Genomic DNA, 17,648 nt, shown 5'->3' on the forward strand with positions numbered 1-17,648 from the left:
CACCTATTACGCTACTGCTAGTATCGTTTTTTGGCGGTGGCGGAATCCGGGGTGCGGGAGGCGACATGACCGAGGCGATCAGAAGGAACCGGCTGCGCGGCAGCGCCCTGCTGCGCCCGCACCTGCGGACCTTCGCCGCTGTCGCCGTCCTGCGGGTGATCGGTGCGATCGCCGGTCTCGCGCCACTGCTGGCGGTCGTCGAACTCGGTCGCACCCTGTTGACGCCCGGTCCGGTCGACAACGACAGGGCCTGGGCCGCCGTCGCCGTGGGCGCCGTCGGACTGCTCGTCCGGCTGCTCTGCACCGCCGCCTCGTCCGGCCTGGGACACCTGCTCGACGGCCAGGTGCAGTTGACGCTGCGCCGGGAGTTGGCGGCCCGCCTGGCGCGGGTGCCGATCGGCTGGCTGCACCGGCGCCGCACCGGCGAGCTGGCGAAGGTGGTGGGCGAGGACGTGAGTGCCGTGCACCCGTTCATCGCGCACGCTCCGGGCGAGCTGGCCGCCGCGTTCGTCGTGCCATTGGTCTCGCTGGTCTACCTGTTCGGCGTCGACTGGCGGCTCACGCTGATCACGCTGATCCCGGTGCTGCTGGCCGTCGCGCTGGTGCCGTTGCTGATGCTCCCCTCCCGGGTACGCGAGCAGCAGGAGTTCGACGCGGCGCTGGGCCGGATCGCGGATTCTGTCGTCGAGTTCGTGCAGGGCATCGCAGTGGTCAAGGCGTTCGGCGGGTCGGAACGGGCGCACCGCAGCTTCCGCACGGCCGCCGACGACTTCGTCGGCATCTTCACGCACTGGGTCCGCGGGGTGTCGGCGGTCGCCGCCGGCATGCAGGTCGCGCTGTCGCCGCCCTTCGTGCTGCTGGCGGTGCTGACCGGCGGTACGGCTCTGATCGTCTCCGGTTCCCTGGCCCCGGCCGACCTGCTGCCCTTCCTGCTCCTGGGACTGGGCCTGACCGCTCCGGTGGCGGCCCTCGGCCACGGCTTCGACGACCTGACGGCCGCCGGCCGCGCGCTCGGCCGGATCAGGAAGCTGCTCGACGTACGCCTGCTGCCGGAGCCGGCCGCGCCGATCGTCCCCCGGGGGCACCGGGTGGAGTTGCGGCAGGTCCGCTTCGGCTACGAGGACGGTCGCGAGGTGCTGCGCGGGATCGACCTGGTGCTGGAGCCGGGGACGGTCACCGCGATAGTGGGCCCGTCGGGCGGCGGGAAGTCCACCCTGGTCCAGCTGCTGCCGAGATTCTTCGACCCGACCCACGGCTCGATCCTGCTCGGCGGCGTCGACCTGCGGAACATCGACAGCCGGGAACTCTATCGACGGGTGTCCTTCGTCTTCCAGGACGTCCGGCTGCTGCGTGCGTCGGTCGCGGACAACATCGCGCTCGCGGTTCCGTACAGCGAGCGCGGCGAGGTGATCCGGGCCGCGAAACGGGCAGCCATCCACGACCGCATCCTGGAACTGCCCCGGGGGTACGAGACGGTGCTCGGGACGGAGGCGAACCTGTCGGGTGGCGAGGCGCAGCGGATCTCGATCGCCCGCGCGCTGCTGGCCGACGCGCCGGTCCTGGTACTCGACGAGGCCACCTCGTTCGCCGACCCGCAGGCCGAGCAGGTGGTCCGGCGGGCTCTGACGGCGGGACGCGGCGACCGCACCATCCTGGTCATCGCGCATCGTCTGGAGACCGTCGTCGACGCCGACACGGTGGTGATGCTGGAGGACGGGTCGATAGTCGAGCGCGGTCGACCCGCCGAGCTGCTGGCGCGGAACGGAAGATTCGCCGAGTTCTGGAGATCCCGCCAACTGTCGGGCGGCGACGGGTCCGCCGTCCGGGTCGGGGCGGGACAGGGCGGCGGGGCCCGATGATCCGGATGCTGCTCCGGGTGCTCGGCGACGAGTACGCCCGGCCGATGCGTCGCACCGTGGCCCGGATGACGGTCACCGCGGTGGTCGAGGGCCTCTCCTACGCCCTGCTGGTCCCGGTGCTGCGGGCTCTGTTCGGGAGTACACCCGCCGACGCCGTGCCCTGGCTGGTCGCGTTCGGCGGGACGGTCGCGCTCTACGCCGGGCTGCGCTACCGCAGTGACCTGTCCGGCATGCGGGTCGGCACCACGATGCTGCGCGGCATGTACCACCGGCTCGGTGACCACCTGGCCCGGTTGCCCCTCGGCTGGTACGACTCCGGCCGGATCGGCGAGGTGTCCGTGGTGGCGGGACGGGGTCTGCTGGACGTGATGGGTGTCGCGGCGCATCTGCTGGGACCGTTCGTCGCCGCCCTGGTCACCCCGCTGACGATCGTCGCCGTGACGATCGCCTTCAACTGGGAGCTCGGCCTGGCCGCGCTGGCCGCGGTACCCCTCGTCGCGGCGGTGCAGGCCTGGTCCGCCCGCTCGACGAGCGCGGCCGACGCCGAACGCCACGAACGCGACAGCGAGGCCACCGACCGGGTCGTCGAGTTCCTCCGGGCCCAACCGGTACTCCGGGTCGGCGGCCGGAGCGGCGAGAGTTTCGGGCTGCTCGACGACGCGCTGCGGGACCTGCGACGCGCCTCCCGGCGTACCGTCCTGGCCACCCTGCCCGGTGCGGTGGGGCTGGCCCTGACCGTCCAGACGATCTTCACCGGGCTGCTGGTCCTGGGCGCCTATCTGGCGCTGCGCGGCGAGGTCGGTGCGGCCGAGGTGCTGACCATCCTGGTGCTCGCCGCCCGCTGTGCCGACCCGCTGCTCTCGCTGTCGGACATCAGCGGCAAGCTCCGGGCCGCCCGGACCGAACTGGCCAGGCTCGACACCGTGCTGCGCACCGAGCCGCTGCCCGAACCCTCCGAACCCGCCCGACCGAACGGCCACGGTCTGGAGTTCGACTCCGTGACGTTGCGCCACGGCAACCGCAGGGTTCTCGACAACCTGTCCCTGCGGGTACCCCAGGGCCGGCGCCTCGCCGTCGTCGGACCGTCCGGCGCGGGGAAGAGCACCCTGCTGCAACTGCTGGCCCGCTTCTACGACGTGCACGGCGGCGCGGTGCGGGTCGGCGGCGTGGACGTACGCGACATGCACAGCGAGACGCTGATGGCGCAGCTCGCCATCGTCCCGCAGGACGTCTACCTCTTCGACGGCACGATCGAGGAGAACGTCCGGCTGGGCCGACCCAGCGCCGACCCGGCCGAGGTGCGGGCCGCGGCGACCGCGGCGCAACTCGACGAGGTGATCGAGCGCCTGCCCGGCGGATGGGCGGCCCGGGTCGGCGAGGGCGGCAGCCTGCTCTCCGGCGGTGAGCGTCAACGCGTCTCGATCGCCCGAGCGCTGTTGAAGGACGCTCCCGTCGTGTTGCTGGACGAGGTGACCTCGGCGATGGACCCGGTGAACGAGGCGGCCGTACACGAGGGGATCGATCGGCTGGTGGCCGGCCGGACGGTGGTGATGGTGGCACACCGGTTGCGGACGGTGCGGCGTGCCGACCACATCGTCTTCCTGGACGGTGGTGGAATCGTCGAGGAGGGCGGCCACGACGAGCTGCTCCGCCGCGGCGGCCGGTACGCCGCCTTCTGGACCGCCGCTCTGGCACCGAGCGCCGGATGACCTGCGGGTCGTCGCCGACGTGTGGCCCGTCACCTGCCCGCCGGGGGTGTCCGCCGACCACCCGCCGGTCGGGTCGATACTTCGGATGACGGGCCACGCCGAGCGGGGTTCCGGGAAAGCGGGGCCGGCGGAAGGCGCGGCTCCGGAACGCGAGCCGAGGAGGAGAACCGGTGCCGAGGAGCCACGACTACGAGTTGACCGTCACCTGGACCGGGGCCGGCGAGGCGGGCACGGTGAACTACCGCGACTACGGACGGGACCACCGGGTCACCGCCGACGGCCCGGCACCGCTGCTCGGTTCGGCGGACCCGACGTTCCGGGGCGACCCGGCCCGGTGGAACCCGGAACAGCTGCTGGTCGCCGCGCTGGCCCAGTGCCACATGCTGTCCTACCTGAGCCTCTGCGCCCGGGGCCGGGTGGTGGTCACCGGGTACGTCGACGAGGCGGTCGGCACGATGGTGGAGAGCGGGGACGGCGGCGGCTCGTTCACCGAGGTCGTACTCCGGCCCCGGGTGACCGTGGCCGCGCCGGAGATGGTCCGGCGGGCCACCGAGCTGCACGAGCAGGCGCACCGGCTCTGCTTCATCGCCAGCTCGGTCGACTTCCCGGTCCGCCACGAGCCCGTCGTCGAGGTCGCGGCCGGCGGCTGAACCGTGCCCCGCCCGCCGGCGGTCAGGCCGGCACCCGGTCGGACGACGTCGTCGCCAGCCGGCGCGAGTTCTCCACCGCCATGGTCCGGACGTCCGGCTCGGAGAAGCCGGCCTCCAGCAGCCGGTCGGCGAAGAGCGCGAGCCCGTCCTCCACCGGCGGGTTGAACGGCTGCCCGAGGTCGCTGGAGAGGACCGAGTGCGCGACCCCGACGGCCCGGATGTTCGCGAACAGCTCCGACCAGCCGACCTTCCCGGTGTACGGCGTGGTGAAGCAGCGTTCCAGCAGCGCGCCGGCCTCGGCGAGTTCGCGCTGCTCGGCGGCGGGCAGCCGTTGCGAGGTGAACTCGGGGTGGGTGACGACGATCCGGCGTACCCCATGCTCGGCGGCGGCCCGGACCACGGCCAGGATCTCCGGGCCGGACAGGTGCCCGGTGGCGAGCACCAGGTCGTGCCGGGCGATCACCCGGAGCACCTGGCGGACCCGCTCCAGCACCTGTCCGTCCGGGTCCACCACCTCCACCACGTCCGGCACGATGCCCTGGGCGTGCAGGTCGGCCTGTAGCGCTCCCCACATCGCCGGCTTGGCTCCGGGCAGGTCGGTGGCGCTGCTGCGGCGCTGGTTGCCGGAGTCGACGGTCGGCATCCAGACCACCCGGGCGCCCTGCCGACCGGCGATCTCGACCGCCGCCGGGTTCATCCCGCCCACCGAGCCGTTCAGGGTGACCGCGCCGAGCACGTCGACCCCGGGATGCACCTTGCGGACCACCGCCGCCCGCTCGGCGGTCGGCACGTAGTGCGACTTGAGCACGAAGCCGGCGAGCCCGACGTCGGCGAACCGGGCGGCCAGGTCGAGGTCGTCGACGCGCCGCTGCATCACGTCGGGGGCGACGTGCACGTGGGTGTCGTACGCCCCGGCGACCAGGGCACGGGCGCGGGCGGAGGGGACGGGGTGCTCGGACAAGGACGCTCCTGAGGGGGCGGGGCGGACCGGCGGCCGGTCAACCCGGACGGGTGGGGTCGGGCCGGCCGCCCCGGCGACGGATCGCCGTCGCGGTTCTGGCCAGAGTGGACTCGACGTACCCGAGATGGTGCCGCATCGCCGCCTCGGCGGCGTCCGGGTCCCGGGCGGCGATCGCCTCGACGATCGCGGTGTGCTCCGCCAGCGACCGGGCCGGCCGGCCGGGCACCAGGATGGTGCGGTACTGGAACCGGACGAGCTGGGCCCGCAGCCCGGTGATCAGCCGGGACGCGGTCTCGTGCCGGGCCGCCGCGATGATCGCGGCGTGCAGCGCGGCGTTCCCCTCCGAGTAGCCGAGCAGGTCGTCGGCGTCGAGTTTCCGGGCCATCCGGGCGAGTTGCCGGCGGATACCGGCGATCTCCCGGGCGGTGGCGTTGCGGGCCGCCTGCCGCGCGGTGAGCGCCTCCAGTACGGCCCGCACCTGGAGGATCTCCACCGCCTCCTCCTCGCTGACCAGCCGCACGTGTGCGCCCCGGTTCGGAGTGAGCACGACCAGCCCGTCCTGACCGAGCCGGACCAGTACGGTCCGGACCACCGCCCGGCTGACCTGTAACCGGGTCGCCAGCTCGATCTCGATCAGCCGTTCGTTGGGCATCAACTCGCCCCGGTAGATCTCCTGCCGGAGCTGGTCGTACGCCTCGTCGGCGGAGCGGGCCGGAACCCGTCGACCGCCGGTCGCGGACTCCACAGTGGAGGGCGATGCCGCGTCGTCGCCGGTCGGCGGCCGCTGCCCGACGACCCGGGGGCGGCCCCGGGCCGCGTTCGTCGGCCGGTCCGTGGATTCGGTCATGATGTGGTCACCACAGCCCGCCCGACCGGGCGGATCCGGGCGGAAGTCTGTCCGACGCCCACCGTCGGTCAACATCTGGGCGATTTCCGTGACGGTCGAGACGGAATCGATCGGGCCGGGAAGACTGGTGCGTCGGGTCCGCGAGGTCCACCCTGTCGACGGGGATATGCACGCGTCGGACCTTAGCCGGAGCGCGCCGCCCAACCGGGCGGTACGCCGGCCCGGCGCGGCCGGTGCCGGTCGGGTCGTCCGGACCCGGCACCCCGTCACCTCCCAGCTCGGTACGGCTGACCGCAACATTGTCTCCAGATTATCAACAATATTGCGGACAGACCCGAAGCTGTCGATATCTCATTGCAACGCGCTGAGCTGCTGATATCCGGCAGGCGGAAACGATTGTGCGCTCTCTTGCCAGAATCTTGACCGGATCTTGTCGATGACATTTCGGACACCACTCATTTACGATTCTCGACCGAACGAGGGCCGGCGGACCGGACACGTGCCGAGGGGTCGCGGCGCGCTGTCCGAGTGGGAGGCGTCGGTCGCCCGCCCTCGGGTCCATCCACAAGCGGGAGGCACAGAGATGACCAGACGTTCACGCCTGCTGGCCGCGGCATTACTGTCGGCGGCACTGGCGGTCACCAGCGGGTGCGGCGGCGACTCCGGGTCGGAGGCCGAGGCGTCCAAGAAGGACCCCGACAAGGTCGGGTACATCACCGCCTTCGGCGCGGTCGGCCGGGACGCCTTCGCCTGGGTGGCCAAGGAGAAGGGCTACTTCGCCGAGGCCGGCATCGAGGTGGAGATCCAGAAGGGCGCCGGCAACGTCCCGAACCTGACGGCGCTGAAGTCCAACAAGGTGCAGTTCGCCGCCCTGGACTTCACCGGTGCGGTGATCCAGGCCGGCAAGGGCGAGTTCACCGACTGGCGGGCGGTCGCCGCCGTACACCAGCAGACGCTTGTCGCGGTGATGACCACCAAGGACACCAACATCAGCGCCCCGAAGGACCTGGAGGGCAAGACCGTGGCGACCGGCAAGGGCTCGGTCACCGAACTGCTCTTCCCGGCGTACGCCCGGCTGGCCGGGATCGACGCGACGAAGGTGAAGATCCAGCCGGCGCAGGCGACCGCGTTGAACGGATTGATGGCGTCCCGGCAGGTCGACGCGCTCGGCACCTTCCTGCTCAGCCGCACGGCACTGGGCGCCGCCTCGAAGAAGGAGGTGGTGGTGCTGCCGTACAGCGACTACCTGCGGGACCTCTTCGGCAACGCGATCATCACCACTCCCGGCCTGATCGAGAAGGACCCGGACCTGGTCCGCCGGTTCACCGGCGCACTGCTGAAGGGCCTGCAGTACTCGATCGAGCACCCCGAGGAGGCGGCGCAGATCCTCAACAGGGCGGAGCCGAGCTACGCCGTGCCGTCCGGGGTCGGCGAGATCAAGGCGATGACGCCGTACGTGGCACCGGTCGGCGGTGCGCCGGTCGGCTTCATGGACGAACAGCGGGTGATGCGGACCATCGCCGTGATGCAGGGCGCCGGCCTGATCCCCGGCGGACTGACCCCGGAGAAGGTCGTCGACTTCGGGTTCGTGCCGAAGTCCTGACCGGTCGGGACCTCGGGGCGGCGGTTGCTTCGACCGCCGCCCCGGCAGCATCCTCAGGAGGCCGTGATGACCGGTACGTCGACGAACAGCCGCCCGCGCCGACTCTGGTCCGACGCCGGACTGCCCCTGCTGGGCGCCGTGCTCGCGGTCGGCATCTGGTGGTCGACCGCCGAACTCTTCGACATCTCGTCGTTCTTCCTGCCGGCGCCGCCGGACGTGGTCGACGCCTTCCTCCGGCTGCCCGGCTATCTGCTCGCGGAGACCTGGGTGACCCTGCTGGAGACGGTCGTCGGGTTCGGCATCGCCGCCAGCACCGGGCTGCTGGTCGCGCTGCTGCTGGCGGTCTCCCGGACGGTCGAGCGGATGACCATGCCGCTGATGGCGGCGGTCAACGCCGTACCCAAGGTGGCGCTCGCGCCGCTGCTGCTGGTCTGGATGGGATTCGGCCCGGAACCCAAGATCGTCATGGTGGTCCTGGTCTGCTTCTTCCCGATCGTGGTCTCCACGATGGCCGGGCTCACCTCGACCCCGAGCGACCTGCGCGAGCTGGTGCACTCGCTCTCCGCCTCGTGGTGGCAGACCTTCCTCAAGGTACGACTCTCCTGGGCGCTGCCGCAGATCTTCGTCGGGTTGAAGGTGGCGATCTCGCTGGCGATCATCGGCGCGATCATCGGGGAGGTGGTCAACCCCGACCGGGGACTCGGGGCGGTCATCGTCAGCTCCGGCAACTCCGCCGACACCCCGCTCGCGTTCGCCGCACTGACCCTGCTGGCGCTGATGGGCGCGGCACTGTTCTATCTGGTGGTGGCGGTCGAGCGGCTGCTCGTACCCTGGGCGAGAGCGATCACCGCCTAGCTGTTCCGCCCAGGGAGGTCGTGCACGCGCACGCCGCCGGCCGGCCGGGGTCGGTAGGATCGCCCGATGGCCACCTCGCGTCCCGGCGGCGACCTGCTGGCCGTCAGCGACCTGCACGTCGGATACGCCGAGAACCGCAGACTGGTCGAGAGCTTCGTGCCGAACTCGGACGAGGACTGGCTGCTGGTCGCCGGTGACGTCGCCGACCGGGTGGAGGACATCTACTGGGCGCTGCGGCTGCTCAAGGAGCGGTTCAGCACCGTGGTGTGGGTGCCCGGCAACCACGAGCTGTGGACACCCCGGCAGGACTCCGTCCGGTTGCGCGGAGTCGCCCGGTACGAGCTGCTCGTCGAGATGTGCCGGCGGATCGGGGTGGTAACCCCGGAGGACCCGTACCCGGTGTGGACCGGTGCCGACGGGCCGGTGACGGTGGTGCCGCTCTTCCTGCTCTACGACTACACCTTCCGACCCGACGGCGCGCGGAACAAGGCGGAGGGGCTGGCGCTGGCCGAGCAGGCCGGGGTCGTCTGCACCGACGAGTACTTCCTGCATCCCGACCCGTACGCCAGCCGGGAGGAGTGGTGCGCGGCCCGGCTGGCGCACACCGAGAGCCGGCTGGCCGACCTCGCCCCCGACACCCGGACGGTGCTGGTCAACCACTTCCCGCTGGTCCGCGAGGTCACCTCGATCCTGCGCTATCCGGTCTTCGCCCAGTGGTGCGGCACCGTGCACACCGCCGACTGGCACCGGCGTTACCGGGCGGCGGCCGTGGTCTACGGGCATCTGCACATCCCCCGGGTCAACTGGTTCGACGGGGTCCGCTTCGAGGAGGTGTCGCTCGGCTATCCGCGCGAGTGGCAGCCCCGGTCGCACCCGCCGCGCTGCCCTCGGCCGATCCTGCCGGTCGAGGCGACCGAGCCGCACCGCGACCTGGTCTGGTGACTTCGTCGCCGGTCGGACGGAGCCGCCCCGGTCAGCCGGCGCCGGCGGTCCGGCGCATCCAGAACGCCCCGGTGGGCAGGCCACGCAGGTCGGCCGGCAGCACCTCCGGATGGCGCGACCAGAGCCATGAGGTGAAGAGCAGCACCTGCCAGGCCGCGTTGTCGGTGAGGAACGCCCGGAGCAGGTAGACCTCGGTCCAGTCCCGGCCCTCCCGGAGCCACCGCTCCGGATATTCGAACGGCCAGTGGATGTCGTGGACGTGCACGATCACCCCGGGACGCAGCGTGGGCAGTACGTGCAGCAGCAGCCAGACCACGTCCGAGCCGGCCTTGGCCACGTGCGTGGAGTCGATCAGCAGGATGTCCCCGGAGTCCAGCCGGGCGAAGCTGGACCGGTCGACGTCCTGCACCCGGCGCTGCACCAGGTCGACCCGGTCACCCGGGCGCAGCCGGGAGCGCAGCCGCTCCGGATGCGGCTCGACGCAGGTGATCCGCAGCTCCGGCAGGTAGCGGTCGGCGACGTCGAGGGCGACCGCGGTGGAGTAGCCGGAGCCGACCTCGATCAGCCGGGCCGGCCGGTGGTGCCGGAGCATCGCGTGCAGCACGGCGGCGTCGGCGCGACCGTACATGCCGTTGTGGTCGTGCCAGCGGTCGCTGGGCAGGTCGCCCATCAGCGGACCGAGCCGGGTGGCGAGCCGGAGCTGCTCCGCCTCCCGCAGGTCCACACCGACCGGGGACAGCTCACGCCAGCCGACCGCGGTGCTCCGGTCCGTCGGCGAGGTGGCCGGCGAGTAGAAGTGGCCCGGTTTCACGTACGGCGGCGTGCTGAGGGCGGCGCTGATCCCCCGGGCACGCCGGACGACCTGCGTCTGGAACTCTCCAACAGCCATGCGGGGAATTCTGTCCTTTATGGCGATACTTTCGCTAGTAGGCAGCAAAATCGGATCTTCCACGCCTATCGGGCCAGGTGTGTGGCCCGGGGCGGAGCGGATCCGCCCGCCCGGGGGAGAATGGCCGGGTGACACTCCGGGCCGCCCTGGCACCACTGACCAGTGGCGCAACCTACCGCCGGGGAGTGTTCCTGCTGCTCGGCGGCGTACTCATGCTGCCGTACCTGCTGCTGGGCACGGTCTTCGCCGAGATGCTGGGCAGCTCCGAGGTGCCCCGTCCGGCGGTACTGCTGCTGCTCGCGGCCGCCACGGTGATCGCCGCCGTACCGCTGTTCCTGCGCGGTACCCGGGCGCTGGAGATCGCCGCAGCGCGTACCCTGCTCGACGCCGACCTGGCCGAGCCGGTGGCCGACGGCCGGATCGACCGGGAGACCCGGTTGCGCAGCGCCCTCTGGATCGGCGTCCACCTGGTCTCCGGCGGCCTGGTCGGGTTCGCGTTGATCGCCACACTGCCGATGGCGCTGGTCTTCCTCTTCGTCCAGCTCGGCATCGGCGCCGAGGCCCTCGACGGAGCGCGGATCGGCCCGCTCGCCGACTGGCACCGGGGCTGGCTCAGCCTGGTCGGGCTGGGCGTGCTGGTGCTGCTCGGCTACGCGGTCGCCGGGCTCGGCGCGCTGGCCAGGCTGATGGCGCCGGTACTGCTCGGCCCCTCCCAGACCGAGCGGATCGCCGCGCTCGAACAGCAGGCCGCCCGGCTCGCCGAACGCAACCGGCTGGCCCGGGAACTGCACGACTCGGTCGGGCACGCGCTCACCGTCGCCACCCTCCAGGCGGCAGCCGCCGGCGAACTGCTGGAGACCGACCGGGAGTTCGTCCGGCGGGCGCTGCGGGCGATCGAGGAGACCGGCCGGTCGGCGATGGCCGACCTGGACCACGTACTCGGGCTGCTCCGGCGGGACGAGGCCGAGCCGGCCGGTGCGGCGGAGACCGCCGACGGCGGTGCCGGGCCGCCCCGGGCGCCGCAGCGTACCCTGCACGAGCTGGACCGGCTGGTGACCGACACCCGGGCGACCGGCCTCGCGGTCAGCGCCGAGCTGGCCGGCGACCTCGGCGCGGTGCCGGCGGTGGTGTCCCGGGAGGGCTACCGGATCGTCCAGGAGGGACTCACCAACGCCGCCCGGCATGCCAACCGCCGGCCGGTGCGATTGCGCGTCGCGGCCCACGACGACACCCTGGAGATCGAGCTGGTCAACCCGATCGGACCGGTCGACGTGCCAGGCGAGGCGTCCGCACCGGTACAGCGGCGACCCGGGCGGCGGGGCCGAGGGCTGGCCGGCATCCGGGAACGGGTCGTCCTGCTCGGCGGCCGGGTCAGCGCAGGGCCCGAGGACGGCAACTGGCGGATCGCGGTCTCGTTGCCCACCGGCACCGGCACCGGCACCGGCACCGGCACCGGCACCGGCACCGGCACCGGCACCGGCATGCGAGCGGGCCGGCAGGACGCGGCTGAGCGGCGCGGATTGGAGCGGACGTGACCGTCACGGTGCTGGTCGTGGACGACGACGAGCTGATCCGGGTCGGCCTGCGGGCGATCGTCGACGCGCAGCCGGACCTGACAGTCGTCGGCGAGGCCGCAGACGGGGCCGAGGTGCCGCCGCTTGTCGCCCGACTCCGCCCCGACGTGGTGCTGATGGACGTCCGGATGCCGGCCATCGACGGCATCCAGGCCACCCGGCACCTGCTCGCCACCTCGGCCGAACCGCCCCGGATCCTGGTGGTCACCACCTTCGAGAACGACGAGTACGTCTACCAGGCGCTCCGGGCCGGCGCACACGGCTTCCTGCTCAAGCGGGCCCGCCCGACCGAGATCGTCGACGCGATCCGGGTGGTCGCCAAGGGGGAGTCGCTGCTCTTCCCGGCGGCGCTGCGCCGGCTCGTCGCGACGCACGCCACCGGCCCGGCCGGCGACCGGCTCGACCGGGCCCGGCTCACCGAACGGGAGGCGGAGGTGCTGCGGCTGATGGCCACCGGCCTGTCCAACGCCGAGATCGCCGCCGAACTGGTGCTCGGCGTCGAGACCGTCAAGACGCACGTCGGCAACGTACTGGCCAAGCTCGGTGCCCGGGACCGCACCCAGGCGGTGATCGCCGCGTACGAGGCGGGTTTCGTGGTGCCGTCGCCGGGAGGCTGAGAACCCGCCGGATTTTCCCGGTGTCCCGGGCAACCAGTTCCGGTCCCGCCGCGCACCTAACCGGTGAGAGGAGCGGGATGCGAGGCGACGACGAGGATCGGCGCGAGTTCAGCGAGTACTTCGCGGCGCGGCGGGACACGGTGCGGCGGTCGGCGTACCTGATGTGCGGGGACTGGCACTGGGCCGACGACCTGGCCCAGGCCGCGTTCATCCGGCTGGCGTCGGCGTGGCACCGGGTACGCGACCCGCAGGCGTTGGACGCGTTCCTGCGCACCTGCCTGGTCCGGTCGTACCTGGCGGAGACCAGGCGGGTGTGGCGGCGCCGCGAGCGGGTGGTCGCCGAGCCACCCGAGCTGGCCGGGCCGGACGACGACGCGGAGCGCGCCACCCGGCGGGTGGTCTTCGCCCGCGCGCTGCGGGAGGTGCCGCCCCGGCAGCGGGTGACGCTGATCTGCCGCTACTACCACCAGCTCGACGTCGCCGAGACGGCCGCCGTGCTGGGTTGCTCGGAGGGGACGGTGAAGAGCCAGACCGCCCGGGGACTCGCCACGCTGCGCCGGCTGCTCGGCGACGCCGTACCGCCGGAGAGGCTGGTCCCGGTGCCGGCGGAGAGGCTGGTCCCGGTGCCGGCGGAGGGCAGGAGATGACCGGGCGGAGGAGAGGAGCACCAGAGGACATGACCGAGCTGCGGGAACTCTTCGAGGACGCGGCCCCGGCGCCGCCACCGACCCGGTTGCTCGCCGACGAGGTGTACGCGGCGGGCCGGCGCCGGCTGCGCCGCCGACGCGCCGCAGCCGCCGGTACCGCGTTCGGGGCGACCGCGGTGGTGGCCGCCACCGCCGCCCTGGTGGCGTTGCCCGCAAGCACGCCGGCCCCGCCCGAACAGGCGGCGGCGCCCGGCACCGCCGGGCAACCCGGTCGACTGCCGCACCAGGGAACGACCCAGTCGATCTGGGCCGCCGATCCCCGGCACGTCTACCTCGGGCTGTCGACCTGCGAGCAGGGCGGCCCGTGCAAGACCACCTGGCAACTGGTCGGCACGGACGACGGCGGCCGGACCTGGACCGAGCGCGGCGACCCCGGATGGTTCATCGGAATGCAGGTGTTCGGCCCCGGGCTGCTGCTTGTCGACCGGCCGGCGGATCCGTCGGGAGCCGGGGCGTGGACGCTGCTGGCGAGCCGGGACGGCGGGCGGACCTGGCGGGCCACCGGCACCGGTCCGGCGGTGCCGGCGGTGGCACCGGGCAGCCACGCCGTCTGCCGACCCGACGTCGGGTCCGAGGGCGGGTCCGACGACGGGTCCGACGCGACAGCGGACGCGGGCTCGTCGGAGCCGATCCCCGGGACCGAACCGTGCCGGGTGTACGCCTTCGACCCGGTCGCCAACCGGATCTCGCCGCTGGCCGTCCAGCCGCCGTCGACGCTCGTCGACCGCCAGGTGATCGAGCAGGGCGACGGCCGGCTCCGGGTCTCCGGCTACGACCGGGAGTCCCACCGGCCGTCGATCGTGACGAGTACGGACGGCGGCCGGAGCTGGTCCAGCCACATCTTCACCGAGGCGTCGGAGTGCGGCGCGGACAACTGTCCGATGGTGCAGGTGGCCACCGGCCCCGGCGGGGTCGACCACGCGATGCTGACGGACGGGCGGGACCGGGCGGTCTACCGGTACACCACGGCCGGGGACTGGCAGCGACGCGAGGCGGCGGACCGGATCCCGTACGAGGGCGCCGACTCCGGGTCGTTCGTCACCCCGGACGGCAGCCACGTCGTCTACCAGGCGCCCGTCGGCCGGGCCGGTCCGGGCAGCACGTACCGGTTCTGGGCCGCCCGGCCGGGTGCACCGGACTACCGACCGGTCGAACTCGCCGGCCTGCCCCGGATCTTCAGCCCGGTGCGGCGTACCCCGGACGGCTGGCTCTACGCCCGGGGCGACGGCGACGTCAGCTACGGCTCGACCGACGGCTGGCACTGGGAACCGCTGAACGTCCGCTGACGGCCGGCGGACGTGTCGAAGCGAGCAGCCCGCCCCCGCTGGTCAGACAGCGGGGGCGGGCTGCTTCGCCGGTTCGGTGGCCTCGGGTCGGTGGGTCAGCCCACCGAGAGGGTCTGGATGGTGATCTCCTGGTTCGGTTTCCCGCCGCCGGCCGAGATCGAGTTGTCGTGGCCACCGGCGGCCACCCGGTCCACCACGTCGAGCCCGGTGGTGACGGTGCCGAACGGGGTGTAGAGCGGCTGGAGCCCGCTCGAACTGTCCCGGAAGATGATGAAGAACTGGCTGCCGTTGCTGCCCGGCTCGCCGGTGTTCGCCATCGCCACCACGCCCCGGCCGTACTGCGCGCCGCCCAGGTTCTCGTCGGTGAACCGGTAGTCGGGGCCGCCCAGCCCGGTGCTGCTGGGGTCGCCGCACTGGAGCACGAAGATGCCCTCGGTGACGAGGCGGTGGCAACTGCTGCCGTCGAAGAACTTCCGGTCGGCGAGGTGCTGGAAGCTGGCGACGGTGCACGGGGTGCGCGAGCGGTCCATGCTGATCTCGATCTGGCCGAGGTTCGTGCTCATCCGCATCGTGGCGGTGCCGGCGGCCGGCGCCCCGTCGAAGTCGGGCAGCCCGACGGGTTTCGTCTGGGCGTGCGGCTGGGTGACGGTGCCGGCGCACTGCGCCGACGTGGTGCCCGGCCCGTCCGGGGTGTCCGTGCCGCCGCCGCCCGCGTCCAGCCTGCCGTCGCGCAGGTAGAAGACCACCGCGCCGACGCAGCCGACGCCGAGGCAGAGCACGGCGACCACCGCCGCGGCCACCAGCCCGATCACCAGCGGGCGCCGGTTCGGCTTCGGTGGCGCCCCCGTCTGGTACGCCGGAGCGGGCGGGACGGGACCGTGCGGCGGCGGTTGGGCCTGCGGCTGATTCACCCGGCCAGCCTACCGACAGTGCCCGGCTCAGCGGTCCTGCCGCCGCTTCCGGGCACCGTGCCGGTGAGGCTCACCGGGTAAACTCTCGGCCGCAACCCGGTATGTTCAGCGTCTTGCCGATTGTGGAGCTGATGTCGTGACCTCGCCCAGTTACGGAAACCGGCCCGCGATCCAACAGGACGTGCCCACCTCGGCCCGGATGTACGACTACTGTCTCGGCGGCAAGGACAACTTCGCCGTCGACCGGGAGGCGATGGAGGTCGTTTCCAGCCACTTCCCGGAGGGACTGGACGCGGCCCGCAACAACCGGCTCTTCCTCTATCGGGTGGTCCGCTATCTGGCCCGGGACGCCGGCATCCGGCAGTTCCTGGACATGGGCAGTGGGTTGCCGACGCAGGCCAACGTGCACCAGGTCGCCCAGCAGTTCCAGCCGGACGCCCGGGTGGTCTATGTCGACAACGACCCGATCGTGCTGGCCTACGGCCAGGCGCTGCTCGCCGACGAACACAGCACGACGGTCATCGCGGCCGACATGACCGAGACCGAGCCGATCCTCACCGACCCGGAGACGCGGCGGCTGATCGACTTCTCCGAGCCGGTGGCCACGCTCTTCCTCTCCATCGGGCACTCCATCGTCGACGACGGGATCCTGCGGACCATGCTCCGGACCGTCTGGGACGCGGTCGCCCCCGGCAGCTATCTCGTCTTCTCCCAGATGTGCGGCATCGACCGGGCGGCGGTGGACGAGGGGAACGAGATGTCGCGCAACCTGGGGCTGGTGTGGCGGAACCGTACCCCGGAAGAGGTCGCCGAGCTGCTGCGCGGGATGGACCTGGTGGAGCCCGGTCTGGTCGAGGTCGTCGACTGGCATCCCGACCCGGACCAGCCGCCGTTGGCGCAGGTCGACGAGCCGTTGCGCCCCTTCCTGGGCGCCAGCAGGAAGAACCGGCGGGTCATGGAGTACGGCGCTGTGCTGCGCAAGCCCTGAGTACTCCCCGCGCGCTGACCGCGCGACTCGAACTACCGCCGGGTCAGCTCGCTGACGAAGGCCCGCCACGCGTCCGGCCCGAAGGCCAACACCGGTCCACCCGGGTCCTTGCTGTCCCGCACGGCCACGACGCCCGGCAGATTGTCGGCCACCTCGACACAGTTGCCGCCGGTGCTGTTGCTGCGGGTGCACTTGCGCCACCTGGCTCCGGTCAGATCCACGTCTCCGCCACCTCTGCGATCAGGTCGAGCGACTGCTGGTGCGGCAGTGCCACGCTCCGGACGGTCTCCCAGACGTCGATCATATAGTTGACGTACTCGGCGCGGTCGTCCATCTGGCCGTGCCGGTGCCCGTCGAAGTAGACGAGCGTCTCGCCGGCCGGTGAGGTGGCCAGCACGAAGGAACCGTCCAGCCCGGCGTAGGCGCCGGCCGAGGCCGGCACGACGTGGATCCGCACCTGTGGCACGTTGGTGCCGGTCTTGACCAGGTGCAGCAACTGTTCGCGCATCACGGCCCGGTCGCCGACGGGGCGACGGAGCACGTACTCGTCGAGCACGAAGGTGAGCAGCGGCGGCTTGGCCCGCGCGACGATCTCCTGCCGGTCCAGTCGCGCGGTCACCTGCTCCTCGACCTCTTCGGCGGAGAGCAGCCCCGGTCCGGAGAGGACCGCCCGGGCGTACGCCTCCGTCTGCAGGAGACCCGGCACGTAGGCCGGCTCAAAGGACCGCAGGGCTTTCGCCTCCTGTTCCACGCCGGCCCATTCCCGGAAGTAGTGCACGACGATCTCCCGGCTGATCCGCTTCTGGATGCGTACCAAACGGCCGTCCGTGTTGAAGACCGCGTCGCAGCGGCGGGCGAAGTCGATGCTCGGCCGGCGCTCGCAACCCTCCACCTTGGCGACCATCGGCTGGGAGTAGTTGATCGTCTCGGCCAGCGCGGCCTGGGACATGCCGGCGGCGGCCCGGGCGAGGCGTAACTCCTCGGCGAAGTGTTCGAGCATCGGAGATCGTTCCACTATGACCCCTCCATGACGGCGGCATACCTGGCGGGACAGGCTCGGATACGCACTGCTCGTACCGATCGAGAAGCTCCCCAGCGTAGTGCTCCGCACAGCAGAGTGTCACTAGCGGAACCGCTCGGAGCCATGGCCTCGGAAAGGACGGGCGGAACCGCGCGGGGGCCGTCGGTTTCCCTTCCCCACCCGAGGCGGCCCCCGCTCCACCCAACGAGGAGGTGCCGGGCGTGAGCTG

17 protein-coding genes are annotated in these 17,648 nt (G+C 72.3%); 11 read left to right on the forward strand and 6 right to left on the reverse strand.

Going from position 1 to position 17,648, the window contains the following annotated elements; all coding sequences use genetic code 11:
* The first annotated feature begins 65 nt into the window (after positions 1–65).
* The 3 genes from ACN28A_RS21120 (at position 66) to ACN28A_RS21130 (ending at position 4,218) form a co-directional block, all read left to right on the forward strand.
* The gene (locus tag ACN28A_RS21120) at positions 66–1,859 is read left to right on the forward strand and encodes an ABC transporter ATP-binding protein (protein ID WP_421397305.1); all 1,794 of its coding nucleotides are present in this window, start codon (positions 66–68) and stop codon (positions 1,857–1,859) included.
* Complete coding sequence (locus tag ACN28A_RS21125) at positions 1,856–3,568, forward strand: ABC transporter ATP-binding protein (RefSeq protein ID WP_421397307.1); 1,713 nt, start codon at positions 1,856–1,858, stop codon at positions 3,566–3,568. Before ACN28A_RS21120 ends, ACN28A_RS21125 begins: the two co-directional genes overlap by 4 nt.
* A 170-nt stretch (positions 3,569–3,738) precedes the next feature.
* Positions 3,739–4,218, forward strand: coding sequence for an OsmC family protein (locus ACN28A_RS21130; protein ID WP_421397309.1), 480 nt, complete (start codon positions 3,739–3,741; stop codon positions 4,216–4,218).
* A 22-nt stretch (positions 4,219–4,240) separates the two neighbouring features.
* Here the strand turns inward: ACN28A_RS21130 and ACN28A_RS21135 are convergent, their stop codons facing one another.
* Together ACN28A_RS21135 and ACN28A_RS21140 are read right to left on the reverse strand one after the other, a co-directional pair.
* A complete protein-coding gene (locus ACN28A_RS21135; protein WP_421397310.1) occupies positions 4,241–5,179 on the reverse strand; it encodes a DUF6282 family protein in 939 nt (312 codons plus the stop codon).
* A gap of 37 nt (positions 5,180–5,216) precedes the next feature.
* A complete protein-coding gene (locus ACN28A_RS21140; RefSeq protein WP_421397311.1) occupies positions 5,217–6,026 on the reverse strand; it encodes a GntR family transcriptional regulator in 810 nt (269 codons plus the stop codon).
* A gap of 583 nt (positions 6,027–6,609) precedes the next feature.
* Here ACN28A_RS21140 and ACN28A_RS21145 point away from each other — a divergent pair.
* The 3 genes from ACN28A_RS21145 to ACN28A_RS21155 all read left to right on the forward strand — a co-directional run bounded on the left by ACN28A_RS21145 (position 6,610) and on the right by ACN28A_RS21155 (position 9,426).
* Complete coding sequence (locus ACN28A_RS21145) at positions 6,610–7,629, forward strand: ABC transporter substrate-binding protein (RefSeq protein ID WP_421397313.1); 1,020 nt, start codon at positions 6,610–6,612, stop codon at positions 7,627–7,629.
* A gap of 66 nt (positions 7,630–7,695) precedes the next feature.
* Positions 7,696–8,484 (forward strand): ABC transporter permease, encoded by a 789-nt coding sequence (locus tag ACN28A_RS21150; RefSeq protein ID WP_421397315.1) that lies wholly within the window; start codon positions 7,696–7,698, stop codon positions 8,482–8,484.
* A gap of 66 nt (positions 8,485–8,550) precedes the next feature.
* Positions 8,551–9,426 carry a metallophosphoesterase family protein gene (locus ACN28A_RS21155; protein WP_421397316.1) on the forward strand — a complete coding sequence of 292 codons (876 nt, stop codon included), beginning with the start codon at positions 8,551–8,553 and terminating at the stop codon, positions 9,424–9,426.
* Positions 9,427–9,457: 31 nt separating this feature from the next.
* Here the strand turns inward: ACN28A_RS21155 and ACN28A_RS21160 are convergent, their stop codons facing one another.
* Entirely contained in the window at positions 9,458–10,315 is an 858-nt protein-coding gene (locus ACN28A_RS21160; protein ID WP_421397318.1) for a class I SAM-dependent methyltransferase, read from the reverse strand.
* A gap of 128 nt (positions 10,316–10,443) precedes the next feature.
* On the opposite strand from ACN28A_RS21160, the gene ACN28A_RS21165 reads away from it, so the two are divergent.
* From ACN28A_RS21165 to ACN28A_RS21180, 4 genes are all read left to right on the forward strand, one after another.
* Positions 10,444–11,850 carry a sensor histidine kinase gene (locus ACN28A_RS21165; protein WP_421397319.1) on the forward strand — a complete coding sequence of 469 codons (1,407 nt, stop codon included), beginning with the start codon at positions 10,444–10,446 and terminating at the stop codon, positions 11,848–11,850.
* The gene (locus ACN28A_RS21170; protein ID WP_421397320.1) at positions 11,847–12,506 is read left to right on the forward strand and encodes a response regulator; all 660 of its coding nucleotides are present in this window, start codon (positions 11,847–11,849) and stop codon (positions 12,504–12,506) included. Before ACN28A_RS21165 ends, ACN28A_RS21170 begins: the two co-directional genes overlap by 4 nt.
* A 77-nt stretch (positions 12,507–12,583) precedes the next feature.
* Positions 12,584–13,153, forward strand: a complete 570-nt coding sequence (locus ACN28A_RS21175; RefSeq protein ID WP_421397321.1) for a SigE family RNA polymerase sigma factor — start codon at positions 12,584–12,586, stop codon at positions 13,151–13,153.
* Between the two features lie 29 nt (positions 13,154–13,182).
* Positions 13,183–14,499 carry a hypothetical protein gene (locus tag ACN28A_RS21180; RefSeq protein WP_421397323.1) on the forward strand — a complete coding sequence of 439 codons (1,317 nt, stop codon included), beginning with the start codon at positions 13,183–13,185 and terminating at the stop codon, positions 14,497–14,499.
* A 95-nt stretch (positions 14,500–14,594) separates the two neighbouring features.
* Here the strand turns inward: ACN28A_RS21180 and ACN28A_RS21185 are convergent, their stop codons facing one another.
* A complete protein-coding gene (locus ACN28A_RS21185; protein ID WP_421397324.1) occupies positions 14,595–15,410 on the reverse strand; it encodes a peptidylprolyl isomerase in 816 nt (271 codons plus the stop codon).
* 136 nt (positions 15,411–15,546) lie between these two features.
* Between ACN28A_RS21185 and ACN28A_RS21190 the strand changes: the two genes are divergently transcribed.
* On the forward strand, positions 15,547–16,398 hold the full coding sequence (locus tag ACN28A_RS21190) for an SAM-dependent methyltransferase (RefSeq protein WP_421397325.1): 852 nt from the start codon (positions 15,547–15,549) through the stop codon (positions 16,396–16,398).
* 32 nt (positions 16,399–16,430) lie between these two features.
* Here the strand turns inward: ACN28A_RS21190 and ACN28A_RS21195 are convergent, their stop codons facing one another.
* Both ACN28A_RS21195 and ACN28A_RS21200 read right to left on the reverse strand, forming a co-directional pair.
* Positions 16,431–16,619 (reverse strand): DUF397 domain-containing protein, encoded by a 189-nt coding sequence (locus ACN28A_RS21195; protein WP_421397327.1) that lies wholly within the window; start codon positions 16,617–16,619, stop codon positions 16,431–16,433.
* The gene (locus ACN28A_RS21200) at positions 16,610–17,413 is read right to left on the reverse strand and encodes a helix-turn-helix domain-containing protein (protein WP_421397328.1); all 804 of its coding nucleotides are present in this window, start codon (positions 17,411–17,413) and stop codon (positions 16,610–16,612) included. Before ACN28A_RS21200 ends, ACN28A_RS21195 begins: the two co-directional genes overlap by 10 nt.
* Positions 17,414–17,648: the final 235 nt, after the last annotated feature.

Source organism: Plantactinospora sp. WMMB782, assembly GCF_049179135.1.
In the GTDB taxonomy this organism is placed as follows: Bacteria; Actinomycetota; Actinomycetes; order Mycobacteriales; family Micromonosporaceae; genus Plantactinospora.